General features: G+C 39.8%; 11 protein-coding genes. 3 read left to right on the forward strand and 8 right to left on the reverse strand.

Annotated elements, in window-relative coordinates; translation table 11 throughout:
- Positions 1–16: 16 nt before the first annotated feature.
- The 4 genes from Q4574_RS15550 to Q4574_RS15565 are packed head-to-tail and all read right to left on the reverse strand — an operon-like array spanning position 17 to position 5614.
- Positions 17–328: a DUF3240 family protein gene (locus tag Q4574_RS15550; RefSeq protein ID WP_303475143.1), complete on the reverse strand. Its 312-nt coding sequence runs from the start codon at positions 326–328 to the stop codon at positions 17–19.
- Entirely contained in the window at positions 321–3386 is a 3066-nt protein-coding gene (locus Q4574_RS15555) for an efflux RND transporter permease subunit (RefSeq protein ID WP_303475145.1), read from the reverse strand. The genes Q4574_RS15550 and Q4574_RS15555 overlap by 8 nt, the downstream gene beginning before the upstream one ends.
- Entirely contained in the window at positions 3387–4424 is a 1038-nt protein-coding gene (locus tag Q4574_RS15560) for a hypothetical protein (RefSeq protein ID WP_303475146.1), read from the reverse strand.
- Positions 4421–5614: a hypothetical protein gene (locus tag Q4574_RS15565; protein WP_303475148.1), complete on the reverse strand. Its 1194-nt coding sequence runs from the start codon at positions 5612–5614 to the stop codon at positions 4421–4423. Before Q4574_RS15565 ends, Q4574_RS15560 begins: the two co-directional genes overlap by 4 nt.
- A 145-nt stretch (positions 5615–5759) precedes the next feature.
- Here Q4574_RS15565 and Q4574_RS15570 point away from each other — a divergent pair, with 145 nt between their 5' ends.
- On the forward strand, positions 5760–6251 hold the full coding sequence (locus tag Q4574_RS15570) for a LuxR C-terminal-related transcriptional regulator (protein ID WP_303475150.1): 492 nt from the start codon (positions 5760–5762) through the stop codon (positions 6249–6251).
- A 100-nt stretch (positions 6252–6351) separates the two neighbouring features.
- Here the strand turns inward: Q4574_RS15570 and Q4574_RS15575 are convergent, their stop codons facing one another.
- On the reverse strand, positions 6352–7467 hold the full coding sequence (locus tag Q4574_RS15575; protein ID WP_303475152.1) for a polysaccharide lyase family 7 protein: 1116 nt from the start codon (positions 7465–7467) through the stop codon (positions 6352–6354).
- A 182-nt stretch (positions 7468–7649) separates the two neighbouring features.
- Here Q4574_RS15575 and Q4574_RS15580 point away from each other — a divergent pair, with 182 nt between their 5' ends.
- Complete coding sequence (locus Q4574_RS15580) at positions 7650–8339, forward strand: MnmC family methyltransferase (RefSeq protein ID WP_303475154.1); 690 nt, start codon at positions 7650–7652, stop codon at positions 8337–8339.
- 7 nt (positions 8340–8346) lie between these two features.
- Here the strand turns inward: Q4574_RS15580 and Q4574_RS15585 are convergent, their stop codons facing one another.
- Together Q4574_RS15585 and Q4574_RS15590 are read right to left on the reverse strand one after the other, a co-directional pair.
- Positions 8347–11508 (reverse strand): EAL domain-containing protein, encoded by a 3162-nt coding sequence (locus tag Q4574_RS15585; protein ID WP_303475155.1) that lies wholly within the window; start codon positions 11506–11508, stop codon positions 8347–8349.
- 176 nt (positions 11509–11684) lie between these two features.
- Entirely contained in the window at positions 11685–12392 is a 708-nt protein-coding gene (locus tag Q4574_RS15590) for a DUF1499 domain-containing protein (protein WP_303475157.1), read from the reverse strand.
- Between the two features lie 127 nt (positions 12393–12519).
- On the opposite strand from Q4574_RS15590, the gene Q4574_RS15595 reads away from it, so the two are divergent.
- Positions 12520–13329, forward strand: a complete 810-nt coding sequence (locus Q4574_RS15595) for a sterol desaturase family protein (protein ID WP_303475158.1) — start codon at positions 12520–12522, stop codon at positions 13327–13329.
- On the opposite strand, the gene Q4574_RS15600 is transcribed toward Q4574_RS15595, so the two are convergent.
- The gene (locus Q4574_RS15600; protein ID WP_303475160.1) at positions 13326–13943 is read right to left on the reverse strand and encodes a CDP-alcohol phosphatidyltransferase family protein; all 618 of its coding nucleotides are present in this window, start codon (positions 13941–13943) and stop codon (positions 13326–13328) included. The two genes, Q4574_RS15595 and Q4574_RS15600, sit on opposite strands and share 4 nt — an antisense overlap.
- Positions 13944–13958 lie beyond the last annotated feature (15 nt).

Genomic DNA, 13958 nt, shown 5'->3' on the forward strand with positions numbered 1-13958 from the left:
GTTAATCTACTAAATATTACAATACCCCTTTCTCAATTACAGGCACACACCAATAGCGTATATTATTGTTGGGGCAAGTTTGCTTGATTTTTGTTAACAGCTCTTGGTAGTGGAGTTGCTCATGTAAAAGTTCAAATCGAAATAAGTCTCTATAGCCTTCAACTTGTTCTTGAATATTGTATTGGTGGTGTGCACGACTATAACCTTGTATTTTGCTTAAACTAAAACCCGACAATGCTTCATGGCTAATTAACGTATCGACTAGGTTGTCTTTTAACTCTTGCGGTGCTAAGAGGATAAGCAGCTGATAACGATTATTTTTATCCATTTTTAGTCTCCATCCATTTATATAAAACCGGCAATAAATATAAAGTGGTAAGTGTAGAGGTAAACAACCCACCAATAACAACAATGGCCAGCGGTTTTTGAATCTCTGCTCCTGGACCTGATGCAAATACTAAAGGAGCAAGTCCAAACATGGCTGTCATTGCGGTCATTAAAACTGGTCTTAAGCGTCGAGTCGCCCCATCAATTACGCGGGTGAGTGTGTCATTAAACTCCATTTTAGTTTGTTCAAAATAGCTTACCATCACAACACCATTTAACACTGCAATTCCCAATAACGCGATAAAACCCACTGATGCAGGTACCGACAAATATTGGCCACTGATAAATAAAGCGAAAATTCCCCCCATCACGGCAAAAGGAATATTCACTAAGATAAGTGATGATTTTGCTAATGAGCCAAAGGTAGTAAATAAGATGATTAGAATAAGTAGTAGCGAAATCGGCACAACCATCATCAGGTTATTGGTAGCTCGCTGTTGGTTTTCGAATTCGCCACCAAAACTAAGCACATAGCCTGAAGGCAGTTCCAGTGTATTCGTCAGGGTCTTTTTTAATTCTTCCACAAAACCCACTATGTCGCGGCCAGACACATTGGTCGTTACCACGGAATAGCGATTACTGTTTTCTCGCTCAACTAAAATTGGCCCTTGTTTAAAGCTTATTTCAGCGATGTCCTGCAACGGCACTAAGCTGGCATCTGGCAACAAAATTAGATTATTTTTAATCTCATGCAATGTGCCTGGACGCAGCGCTGAGCTAGCAGATGCAGCGAATACAATTGGAGTTTTACGTTTTCCTTGAATTATTTCTGAAATTGCAAAGGTTTCGAATTGTGAGCGTAAATAGTTGGATAGTTCAGTAATGCTCATGTCATAACGTTGGGCAATTTCCGGTTTGAGACGGATATTTAAAAACTCGCCTCCTTCAGTGACCGCGGTGTTTACATCAACACTGCCTGAAGTGGACTTTGTGAGCTGGGCAATGCGAGAGGCCAAATGTGCCAACTCGGTTAAATCTTCTCCAAATACTTTAATGCTTACATCTCCAGTGCTGCCTGTAAGCATTTCTGAAACCCGCATCTGAATAGGCTGAGTAAATCCAAAATTAATTCCAGGAAACTGTTTTAGTACATTTCGAATGGAATCGACTAACTCTGATTTAGAACTGAATCGCCATTGTGCCTGTGGGATTAATTCCATAAATATATCTGTTTCGTTCAAGCTCATTGGATCCAAACCAATTTCATCAGCGCCGACTCTCGCAACGATTTGACTTATTTCAGGCACCTGTTCAAGCAATGCATTTTGAATTTGTATATCCAGCGCAGTGGAAGCATTTAGGGTTATATTTGGTGTTTTTTCAAGCTGTACAATTATATCGCCTTCGTCTAACACCGGCATAAAGGTTTTACCCAGATAGACAAACTGCACTGCGCTTACGATTAATGCTAATAAAATGCCGATGATCAGTGGCGCAGGGCGATTCAACGTTGTAGATAATGTGCTTCGATATTTGGCTTTTAATGCGGTGACAAAACTAGGTTCACCGGAATCATGCTGTTTGATTAATATTGATGCTAACGCTGGAATAACAGTTAGAGATAACAGCAGTGCACAAAACATTGCAAATACAATTGTTATCGCTACGGGTTTAAATAATTTACCTTCTAAACCTGTTAGTGTCAGCAATGGAGAAAACACTATTATGACTATTATTGTGCCGGAAACCACAGGTACAGCAACATCTTTACAGGCTCGGAATACCAGATGTAATTTAGGTAAGTGGTTTTTATTACTTAATTGATTAACCACATTTTCGACGATTACCACGGAAGCATCCACAAGCATGCCAATGGCGATCACCAAACCACCTAGGCTCATTAAATTGGCAGACATATTAACGCTATTCATTAACCAAAAAGTGCTCAACGCTGCAAGAGGTAAGATCATTGATACAACTAATGCTGCTCGAATATTTCCCAAAAACAAAGTTAAAACAATGATCACCAATATAACGGCAATCAACAATGCCTCTTGAATGGTACCTATCGCTGTATCGATCAAATTTTTACGATTATAAAAAACGTTTATTTGTGAACCTGCTGGTAGGGTCTTTTCAATTAATTTTAACTTTTCACTGACACCTTCTATTACTTTGGCAGTGTTGGCGTTTTTCAAAGATATAACTATGGCTTCAGTGGTTTCTTGTCCATTGCGGGTAACAGCGCCATAACGGGTTAAATGACCAACGCTAACATCCGCCACATTAGAGAGTCTTATCGACTGTTGAAGATGATTACTAATTAACATGTTTCGAAGTTGGTCTAACGTATCGATACGGCCTTCACCACGAATAATTAGCGCATCGTTACCTATATCCAAGCGGCCAATATTGCCATTCAAATTGTTTGCCTGAATGTGCTGTGCTAGTTGATTTAAGGTTAGGCCTAATGAAGCTAGCTTAACGGGATCTGGAGTGATCTGGTAAGTTTTCGCATAGCCACCTAATATATTCACATCGGCGACACCATCAATGGTTCTCAGTAGGGGGCGAATTTCCCATTCCAGTATTTGCCTTCGCTCAAGTAAACTTAGCTGGGGATTTTCCAGTGAAAACATAAACATTTCACTCAAAGGAGTGCTCATTGGTGCAATACCACCCTCAAGACCAGAGGGAAGGGAAGACCAAATATTGTTTAAGCGTTCTGCAACTTGTTGTCTAGCCCAGTAAATGTCCGTGCCTTCGACAAAATCAAGGGTAATGTCTGTAATGGCGTACTTGGTGGTTGAGCGTAATATTTGTTGATTTGGTATCCCTAATAATTCTGTTTCAAGGGGAAGTGTCACTTGCGCTTCTATTTCTTCAGCTGTCATTCCTGGTGCTTTCAATATTACTTTTACCTGAGTGGGTGAAATATCAGGGAAAGCGTCAATGGGAATATTCATCCAAGAGACAATGCCGATTAGCATTACTCCGATCGCCATTAATAGAATAAAAATCCGCTGGCTGAGGGATAATCGAATCAAATTAGATAACATTCATTCACTCCCTAACCCGAGAAGTATGCCTTGAGCAGCGCTTACAGAACTGATAAGTACATTGCTATTGATGAGAGATTGTTGACTGGTGATCGCATAACTATGCTCAGTACTGCTAATTAGTGTGACGTTAATTGCGTTTAATTGCTCACCTGATTTAACAAATACAAACTGCGATCCATTCATCGAGAAAACCGATTGTTTGGGGACTAGATATGCCTGTTGCTTAAAAAATGGGGTGACTGATAAGTTCTGTCCTAAGTTATAAGGACAGTCGGAGGTCAAGGGGGCGCTCCATACTTTACTAGCCAGTCCCGTGGCAACGAGCTCGATGGCATATATATTTAATTTACACTGAGAGTTTGTTGCGGATAAGTAAGCAAGATTTTGTGCTTCATTATTACTAATATTAAAATTTAACCTGATACTTTGTGTGGGAATGACTCTTGCAATCACATTGCCTTCTGTTAGCGATTCAAAGCGAGTGTAATGCACAACACCGTTAATTGGGGTTTTTAACGTTAGGGTTTCAGTCTCGTCATTAAAATCAGCTACCAGTTCAAAAAAATGCTGCATTTCATCATATTCTAGCTTAGCAGCGAAGTAGGCGTTATTGATGTCAAGCCAAGCTTGTTGTGAGATAGAAGACTGCTTAAACAATGATTTATTTTTTTTATATTGTAGTTCGGTCAGTTCAAACAACGATTTTTTAACCTGATATTGATTAAAATAGTGGTGCACTTCAGGCCCACTTAATTCAACGAAACTCCCTCCAATATTGAGTTTAGTGCCAACAGGTTGCAGAAAACGAACTTGCTGGGCAGTAAACGGTGAATGAATTGTATAGCCTTGACCTGGCAATTCTGAGACTTCACCCAAGGTAGGAAGACCTGCATACTCATTTACTTGCTCTACCTGTTTTGTAAGTAATGCTAAATCGTTAAGATCTTTTACATCAAGACTAAACTGTTGTGCCGAAGTGGAAGTGATAACCAGTAAACTGGTGGCAATAAAGATGGAATTTACGAAACCTTTCATAAAGATTTTCCTGCAGCTTGATTAAGAATGGCTATGTTTTTGGCCAAATTAATTTGATTTATGGCGTATTGCCCTTGAATTTCGACAATCTCTAGCGTCCTTCTCAAGATCCATTCTTGATCCGTAGTATTTGAAGTCAGCAATGTTTCTAAGGTTGGTTGTAGTTTCTGAGTTATCTGTAATGATTGATTAAGCAGTTTTTGCCGTGCTTTGCTAATTTTGAGCTGGCCGGCCGCATTTGAGATGGATTGTTGAATTTGTTGCTGAGTCTGATTACGTTGCATCACATAAAGCGAATGAGCTGCGACAAATTCACTGTGCTGAGCCGGAGTATAGTTGTTTCCAATCGACAACGGCATTTCCACACCCAATCCTATTTGATTGTCGGTGATCCCTGCTGTTTCATTTTGTTTTGCAAAAATGGCAAGGTTCCAAGGCCTAGAGTGGTTGGAAGCTGCATTAAATTGGGCTATATTTAATTGCCAAACCGCGTCTAAAGCCTGTATGTCGGGGTGCTCGCTAGATATCTCAACACTCACATCAAAGGGGAGTTCTTCGGTGTTATCGGGCAGAGCATTTAAGCCAGTAAGATCAGTGTATTGAGCTAACAAGGTTTGTGTTTGATTTTGGTGATCTAACAAGGCAAGTTCAACCTGAATGCGTTCTTGCTTTACCAGCAACGTTAAATAAGAAGGAGTGTTGCCGGCTTGTTCCATCTGCTCATAATGCTTCAATAATTTATTTAAAACGTTTAGTTTTTGCTCTGCTTGTTTACGGTATACATATTGGAGTTTATATTCCCAAATCGTAAACCGTATCAGTCCAGATAGAAATAATGCTTGTTGTTGCAAAGCATGCTGCTTAATCAAAGGGATGGTACTTTGCAGTTGCCGATCAATTTCCGTTTGTAAACGCGACTTAATTGCTAAGTTGAGACTGATTTCCGTTTCTTTGGAACCCAGGCTCTGCTGATTGTGTAAATATAGAAGACCGACGGTAGGAGGACTAGCAAACCAAGAATCTGAAGGTTGTTCAACATTACCCTTTAACAGGCTTTGGTTTTCCTTTTTATGGATTTCTAATGCAGCGTTTAATGCATCATTAAGGGTTAACTGGGCGGCAAAATTATACGTAGGCCATATAAAAAATAATAGGAAAAGTAGTTTTCGAATAGGTTGAAGGTAAAACATTGTTTTGCAGTGCTCACTGGTTAGGTCAGTGCATATATTATTGATTTTTATGCGTAATCGGACAATAAACACATGTAGGACTTGGCATCGAACATATGTTCGAGATAACCAATATTGGTATTAAATTTAAAGAATTGGAAAGTAAATGAAAGATCGAATTATCATTTTAGTGCTAATTACCATTATGGTTCTCAATGCGATGGATGTGTTTGTAGACATACAACTAAATGTACCCATTTGGCATGTATTAGGGGAGACCATTATCGTTCTTGTTTCGGCCATTGCAGCCTTACTTCTTATTCATGATTTAAGGTTACGCTCTAGGTCGTTAAATCGCTTAGCGACAAAACTAAAACAAGCAGATATGCAAATTAAAACCCTCAGCGGCGAAATTGAAACCGAACGTAAACATTATGCTCAAGTGATTCAGGCGCAGTTTAAAGAATGGGGGCTGACTGTTGGTGAGCAGCAAGTTGCAATACTAATATTAAAAGGTCTAAGCTTAAAAGAAATTGCCTCTGTCAGGGAAACAAAAGAGGCCACTGTTAGACAACAAGCCTCTAGTCTTTATTCAAAAAGCAACTTACAAGGTCGACATGAATTGTCAGCGTGGTTTTTAGAAGACTTTCTTAATTAACTTTATTCTCGCTAGTTTTGTCGCATGCTCCCACTTGTAAGAGCATGCGTTTGCTATCTGCTTTGCATTTTGTGCCGAGTAGAGATAAAGCTTGAGCTATCTACTGGGCCTGCGGTGAACTCAATGTCAACTTACTAAAAGTTACTTGGGTATAGTCACCATTCATCTTGTCTGTTTGCCAATCCCCAGTACCTAAACATCCTGCATACCAAAGAGTGCCAGCCTGGTCTTTTGTACTGCACTGATTGTAAGCTCCAGCCTTAAAGTAATGGGAGTCGCCAGCATAACCTTGTGGGTTATCTTTCTCGTCAACCTTACCATATGCGTCAATATTGTTAGCTAGGTTTATCGCGTATTTAACATCGTCTTTGCCTTTAGCGCTAAAGGTCAAATACATGGTATTTTGGTGCACATTAATGCGATAGCTGAACTCTTCTCCTAACGCGATACCTGTATCTCCAGGTTCATTTGGGTTTTTCCAGGTATTTCCCCATACTGGGTAGGCAATATCTGTACGATTTGGATCCGTTTTAGCTAGGTTGCGCTCGTAATTCCAAAAAACAGAACCCATTTGATGATTAGGCCATTTTTTAAAATAAATTTTTATGGGCTCGTTACCATAACCAAACCCTTGATTTTGGGCGATGACTTTATCATCTTTTACGGCATGGATTTGTCCTACTACCACTGAATAGGCCGCAGGGGTGTTAGGATTTTTTGCCCTTATCGCGACATGATCTACTTTCAGTGTTGCATCTATTTTGCTGCCTATTGAGGCAAATTGAGAGGCATTGGCATGCGCAGCTAAAGCAAAGTTATTACCTGGTGCTTTGGTTTTTATTTTTTTATTCGTTCCTCGAAAAGCCTGACGGAGTTCACTGCGTGTATTGCTTGATGATGCTGTGGTAATTGCTTTATTGGGCGTTGCGAAAACCATACCGCCATTTTCATCTAAGTAGAAAAAGTCAGGGTGAACATAGGTTTGCATTTCTGCCACATCAATTTCATCAATTTTGCCATTATTGTCCATGTCTACAGGAACGGTAATTTTCCAGTTTGATAGGTCAAATTTAGTGGCAGGAATAGGGCTTTTGGGGGAAAGTTTATCCTTAGACATATGGCTCATGTCAGTATTGGAACAAGCGACAACAACGGAAAGTGATAAAGGTACGATGATACTGGCTTGCGCTATTTTTTTAAATCGCAGTTTACTCATTCTGATCTCTTTAAAATTCTGAATTAACTAAACCAATATTGTAACCAATTTTAAGTTAATTACTTTACCAATTTATAAACAATTGAGCGCAATGTGATTCTTTGTAAACTTATTTATGTACTTATTGAGATGAAAAATTGTGTTAGCCTATGCGATTATTTTTTATTTTCTTTAGGCTAACTATGCTCCCATGGATTCAATTGGACTCTGCTGCTATTCCCGGTGGCGGTGAAATGACACTTTTTCAACGAGAAAAGGCGTTTTCCATCCGCTTGACTGGAAAGCGCGGCGAATTAATGAATAGTCGTGTTTTTAATTCAGAAAAAGAATTGGCTAAGTTAGGATGCGCCTATTTAAAAAACACCGATAAAGCCCATGTTTTGGTTGGTGGTTTAGGGATGGGGTATACCCTGGCTGAGGTATTGAAAGTGGTTAATCAGAGTGCTCAAGTGAGCGTTGCTGAATTAATCCCAGAAGTCGTTAAGTGGAATCAAGGAGCTTTAGGGGAGTGCGCAAAGCGGCCACTTAACGATCCTCGTGCACAGGTTGTTATTGGTGACGTAAAATTACTTTTGGAGACAAATAAACCCACATATGACGCTATTCTACTGGATGTTGACAATGGTCCAGAGGGGCTGACCCAGGGGAACAATAATTGGTTGTACTCAACGCAAGGTATTGCAGCTATTTATCAGGTTTTGCACCCCAAGGGCATGTTAGCCGTGTGGTCCGCTGGGCCTGATTATTTATTTAGTGTGCGTCTAAAAGATGCAGGGTTCGAAGTAGATACTCGCGTGGTAAGTTCGCAAAAACGAAGCGGTACCCAGCACAGCATATTTTTGGCTAGAAAGAATACCTCATCATCTAGTTAATGCCACTTTAGTTTTGTTTATCGGACGACCATAAGCGCCATACTTCATCATTTTTCCAGTTAGTTGTCCAAGGGAGTATGTCCGCAGCGGGCATTGGTCTTGCTATTCCGTAACCTTGAACTAAGTCACAGCCTAGTTGGAGCAAAGACACACCATGGGCGATTGTCTCAACGCCTTCGGCAATGACGTCACGATTAAAAGATTTGGCAAGGGCAACTATACCCTCTACGATAGCTCGATCTTCTGGATCGACTAACATGTCGCGTACAAATATTTGGTCTATTTTAATTAAGCTAGCGGGTAATCTTCTTAAATAGGTGAGTGAAGAGTATCCTGTTCCAAAGTCATCAATAGCAAAATTTACCCCTAATTTAATACAGCTTTTCATTATTTCAGACGCATCCAATAAATCACCTAGCGCGCTGGTTTCCAATACTTCAAGTTCTAAAAATTGTGGGTCAACTTCAGGGTAAGCTGTCAGTAACTTTTGTAACTGCGCTGGAAAGTTATTTTGTTGAATTTGTAGGGCTCCAATATTCACGCTAATGGGAAGCACCAGATCATTTCTTTGCCATTTTGCCAATTGTCGTAACGCTTCTTCAATTACCCATTCTCCCACATCTATACTAAGTTGGTGATTCTCAATGTAGGGTAAAAACTCGATAGGAGATAACAAGCCACGCTGAGGATGCTGCCAGCGAATTAATGCTTCCGCCCCGATAATTGCACCTGTTCTTATGTTAACTTTTGGCTGGTAAAAAAGGACAAATTCACGGTTTTCTAAAGCCGCTTTAATATTCAGTAAAGTTTCATGGCGCGCCTTAATGGCATCTTCAGACTTGATATCAAAAAGGTGATAACAATTTTTGCCTTTCTGTTTAGCTAAATACATTGCTTGGTCGGCATGTCGAATAAGCTGGTCAGCATCGGTTTGATCTGCTGGATACAATGTCACACCTATGCTGGCGGATACCTTTAGGTTAATATTATCTATGATTACTGGCGTAGAAGCAGCTTTTAGCATACGATTTATAATGGGTTGAAAGTCTTGTAATTGCTCAAGGTCTGCCAATACGGCCACGAACTCATCTCCACCGAAGCGCGATAATGTATCACACTCACGCATGGTTTCTTTTAATCGAGATGCGATAATAACTAGCAGTTCATCACCTAAACTATGGCCGTAACTATCGTTCACTTCTTTAAAACCATCTAAGTCTAAGAATACGACAGCTAACATTCTTTCATTGCGTTTACTTTGAGATATGGCTTGTCCTAATCGGTCCGCTAACAAAGTTCGGTTAGGCAGATTGGTTAAAACATCGAAATGGGCCATGTGTTCGAGTTTATGTTGTTGCTCTTTAAATTCTGAAATATCTGTAAAAATGGCCACATAGTTTTTCACATTACCCTTTTCATCATTTACTGCACTAATGGTTAGCAGTTGGGCATAAATTTCATTATTTTTACGTTTATTCCAGATTTCCCCGCACCAAAATCCATTATCCCCGATGGATTTCCATAGTTTTTGATAAAAATCTCGGGATTGCCTGTGAGATTTAAGGAAGCTTGGGTTTCTCCCTAAAACTTCTTCTCGTGTATAACCGGTTATATTTACAAAGGTCTGATTGACATCAATAATATGGCCTTTAGTATCGGTGATAATAATGCCTTCGCGGGCATGGGAAAAAACACTGGCTGCTAAGGTAAGCTGTGCCTCGTTCTGTTTGTTTTTTGTGACATCTTGAACCAGCGTGGTGACACCAGTGACATCACCGTTTTGATTCAAAATTGGTGTGTTGTACCATTCACAAATAATCAGTTCACGGTTTTTTGTTAGATTCTCATTGGTATTTTTAGCACCGCCTTTTTGCTCTAAAATTAACTGATAAACATTTTGCAGTTCTTCTCGTAACTCGGGCACCAAAATAAGATCCGTTGCGTGTTTACCAACGGCTTCTTCGGCGCTGTAACCAAAAATCTTTTCAGCGGATTTGTTCCATTTCGTGCAAAATAGGTTTCTATCCCAAGATATACAGCCTAAAGGGGTATTTTTAATATGTTCAGAAAATTCACTTTCACTTTTTAAAAGGGACGCTTGACTTTGTTGAAGTTGCTTTTCCGCATTCAAACGTGTTTTGGCCATCAGCATAAAACGATGTTGTAATTCAATTAGTTCAGAAGTGCCTTGTTTAGGAATATCGTCGATATCTCTTCCCAACTCTAAATCTTTGGTTGATTGCAAAAGGTTTTTGAGTGGGTTTACTAAAGTTTTTTGGATACCCCAACTAGCAATGACAAGCATTAAAACAAGGATGAGGAAAAGAACAATAGCTGTATTTAGCAAACGTGAATTTATAGCGTTTAGCTCTTCTGAGAAAGGAATGCCGACTGTAATATTAATCAGTTCACTGTCTTTTCGCAGGGGCCTTGTCACATAAAACCTGTCTTGGTCGTCGATGCCGTAAACAGACTCGTATTGTTCTAGACTGGGTTGAATAGTTGAGATGTGCGAACCAAGTATTTCTGGTTGATAGGGAAAAGCGGCAATGACCTTTTGCTCATGATCGGTAATGTACGCCACTGAATTCTGCGGTAAACGAGAATCTGAAAGTTGTTTACTCCACCAATCTAGAGACAATACGGCCACGGCGACGGCGATAATCTCATTACTTTGAGGGTGTATGACAGGATAGGCAAAGTTAATGCTGGTTACATTTGCTGCTCTATCTATTTGGTATTCACCAATTGAAAATTCCCGGCTAGCAATGGCTTTTTGAATATAAGGACGGTCTGAAACATTGATACTTTTATTCAGGGGCTTGGCGTTGCAAATCAATTCACCGTTAACTTTTGGTACGCCAATATTAAAGTAGATATCTTTTATTTTTATAATATCAGCTAAAAAGTCGCTACATGCTGAAGAATCAGGCTCTAGCACTGCACTAAACGTAGACAAATGTTTTAAAAAATTCTCAGTTCTTCTGATTAATAAAGCTTGAAAAGTAGTAGTAACCTCTACGGTTTTTATAGCTTCGTGCTGAGCCGCATGGATGGCATGCTGGCGCTCTTCAATCGACATATAAACAAGGGTGAATATACCAGGTAAGGCTACCAATAAAATGAGTAACACCAGTCTTGATTGTATTGATTTTAAAAAGCGTCTCATGTCTATTTAATTAGATCCGAAAATAAGTTATCTAAAAGTTAATATTCAAATGTTATAGCCATAGAAGTATATCGCATTTAAATAATAGCGTATTTTTATCTCGATTTAGCTAATGTTTGAGTAACCAGAAAATGCCTCAATATTTTAATTAACTAAAATATTGAGGCTTAATATGTTTATAAGTGGCTATTGATTTTTTCGATAAGCTGTTGAATTCGTTCGGCATTCTTACCGAGATCACTTCTACCAACACGGGATTTACTGCGAACATCTAAAACTGTGCCTGCTTGTGCACTGGCAATGCGAACAATTACATCATCTTTGAAGCCAAACCAAGTAGTGGTATCTGTAGCTTCTATGATGCCTGCTGATTTATCTGCATTAACGAGTTCCCAACCTAAATCATTCATAGCGGCTTCGGTTGCGCCAAAAACTTGCGCGGAAGATTGAGTATATACTTGTGACTTCAATTGCGGATAAGCTTCACGTTGTTGTTTAGCTGTTTCTTCGCCAGCGTACTCTACAGGATTGGGAGCATCTGCACGTAAGGTTGCAATAGCCGAAAATTTAGGGGGATTAACTAGATCAGTTGAGATGTCATGAATGGGCGGAACAGATTTCGCTTTGCTCATAATGCTAAGAGGTAAACCCACAGCAACAATAGCTAAAACAGCGGATACTGCGACACTTGGCCAACTGATGTTTTTACGTAAAAAAATGAGTTGAACTAGAATCAAAACGATTGCCCCAATACCAGTAAAAACACCATAACGCAAAGCTGTAAACGCAGGGCCGAGCTCCAAAATTCCAAATTTGTATAGGGGGCCAGGTAGTGCAACGAGTAAAATAGCGAGAAAGCTAATTAGGCTTACCAAGGTCTTCATAGAGAGTACTCCGATCTTATTGTAATATCCGTGTTTTATGGACTTATGATATATGAACAAATAGATACGGTCAGTAATTGTTTTAGGCTCAACTTGTAAATCTCTTAATAAGAGGTATGGAATTCATATGCAAAATGAAGCGTGGCTGCGCATTGGTAGTTTTTTAGTGGTACTAATGGTTATGATGGTGTGGGAGGCAATATTGCCAAATAGGGTCTCTCCTGTAGCAAATGGCAAACGCTGGCTGAGTAATTTCTTTTTGGTGTTTTGTGGCGCCGTGGTGGGTCGGTTATTGGTTCCTGCAGGGTTAGCGGTAGTCGCTATTTTCGCCGATGATATTCATTTTGGTTTATTGAATGTCTTGAAATTAGCCGATTGGCTAGCAATTTTACTGGCAGTGATCATGCTAGATTGTTTGATTTATTGGCAGCACCGCTTATTACATCGCGTGCCTATTTTATGGCGTTTGCATAGAGTCCACCATGCCGATCCGCATTTGGATGCATCCACAGGACTGCGTTTTCATCCCATTGAAATTGCCCTAAGTTTAGTGGTTAAAGCATTAGGAATACTGTTATTAGGGATACCGGTAGAAGCTATTCTTATATTTGAAATACTGCTCAATGCCAGCGCCATTTTTAATCACAGTAATATTAAATTACCTAACTGGTTAGAATGGCCGTTACGCAGAGTCATTGTTACCCAAGCCATGCATCGTATTCATCATAGTCAAGTCGTTAAAGAGACGGATAGCAATTACGGCTTTTGTTTGTCCATCTGGGATCGTCTTTTTAATAGTTATACTAACAACGCTCAGGCAGGCGATGATGGTTTAGTGTTGGGATTAAAAGACTATCCATCTGAGTCGAGCAATACAGGGATTAGTACGGTTCTGCTCATGCCATTTCGTGAAAAACCTAACAATAAAGAAATTTAGTCTTTGGTGGCCAAAAGAGTATGGTAGCCAACCCAAATTCGTATCGCCGCAGTTAACCAACATATCAATGCAAACACACTGGCGATGAGTACAAAATGAGTGGGAAATAAACAGAATAGACACAAGACTAAAATGGTTTCAAAACCTTCAGCTAATCCGCCCATATAATGCAAGCTTTTTTGTGGGTAGTTAGGGCTGTCTATACCATGCTTACTCGCCATAATTGCAAAGGCTAAAAAGCTACCACCTGTGGCCATAAATGAGAGCATTAAAAAACTACCCGCCACGGCATTTTCTATCGGGTTGGCACAGATAAATGCAAAAACAATGGCAGAATAGAAGATAAAATCCAAGGTGATATCCAAAAAGCCGCCTGCATCAGAAGGAGCTGTCTCTCTTGCAATAGCGCCGTCGAGCCCATCTCCTAATCGGTTTAACAAAATTAGACATAGTGCCAAAAAGTAGTGGTCGAATATGATCGCCGGGATGGCTAACATACCAATGACAAAACCGACTAAGGTTACCGTATCAGCATTGATTCCTCTTTTTATTAGTTGTTTAGCCAAGCTACAAAGAGGTTTTTTTAAAAGCCGATTTAGAAGAGGGTCAATCATGGTTTACCTTGTTTT

This window comes from Aliiglaciecola sp. 3_MG-2023 (genome assembly GCF_030548205.1).
Taxonomy (GTDB): domain Bacteria; phylum Pseudomonadota; class Gammaproteobacteria; order Enterobacterales; family Alteromonadaceae; genus Aliiglaciecola.

Excerpts from the sequence above, each read along its gene's own strand:
- Q4574_RS15590 (WP_303475157.1), bottom strand. The coding sequence starts at position 12,392 with ATGAAGACCTTGGTAAGCCTAATTAGCTTTCTCGCTATTTTACTCGTT.
- Q4574_RS15555 (WP_303475145.1), bottom strand. The coding sequence starts at position 3,386 with ATGTTATCTAATTTGATTCGATTATCCCTCAGCCAGCGGATTTTTATT.
- Q4574_RS15560 (WP_303475146.1), bottom strand. The coding sequence starts at position 4,424 with ATGAAAGGTTTCGTAAATTCCATCTTTATTGCCACCAGTTTACTGGTT.
- Q4574_RS15595 (WP_303475158.1), top strand. The coding sequence starts at position 12,520 with ATGCAAAATGAAGCGTGGCTGCGCATTGGTAGTTTTTTAGTGGTACTA.
- Q4574_RS15570 (WP_303475150.1), top strand. The coding sequence starts at position 5,760 with ATGAAAGATCGAATTATCATTTTAGTGCTAATTACCATTATGGTTCTC.
- Q4574_RS15565 (WP_303475148.1), bottom strand. The coding sequence starts at position 5,614 with ATGTTTTACCTTCAACCTATTCGAAAACTACTTTTCCTATTATTTTTT.
- Q4574_RS15585 (WP_303475155.1), bottom strand. The coding sequence starts at position 11,508 with ATGAGACGCTTTTTAAAATCAATACAATCAAGACTGGTGTTACTCATT.
- Q4574_RS15580 (WP_303475154.1), top strand. The coding sequence starts at position 7,650 with ATGCTCCCATGGATTCAATTGGACTCTGCTGCTATTCCCGGTGGCGGT.
- Q4574_RS15550 (WP_303475143.1), bottom strand. The coding sequence starts at position 328 with ATGGATAAAAATAATCGTTATCAGCTGCTTATCCTCTTAGCACCGCAA.
- Q4574_RS15575 (WP_303475152.1), bottom strand. The coding sequence starts at position 7,467 with ATGAGTAAACTGCGATTTAAAAAAATAGCGCAAGCCAGTATCATCGTA.
- Q4574_RS15600 (WP_303475160.1), bottom strand. The coding sequence starts at position 13,943 with ATGATTGACCCTCTTCTAAATCGGCTTTTAAAAAAACCTCTTTGTAGC.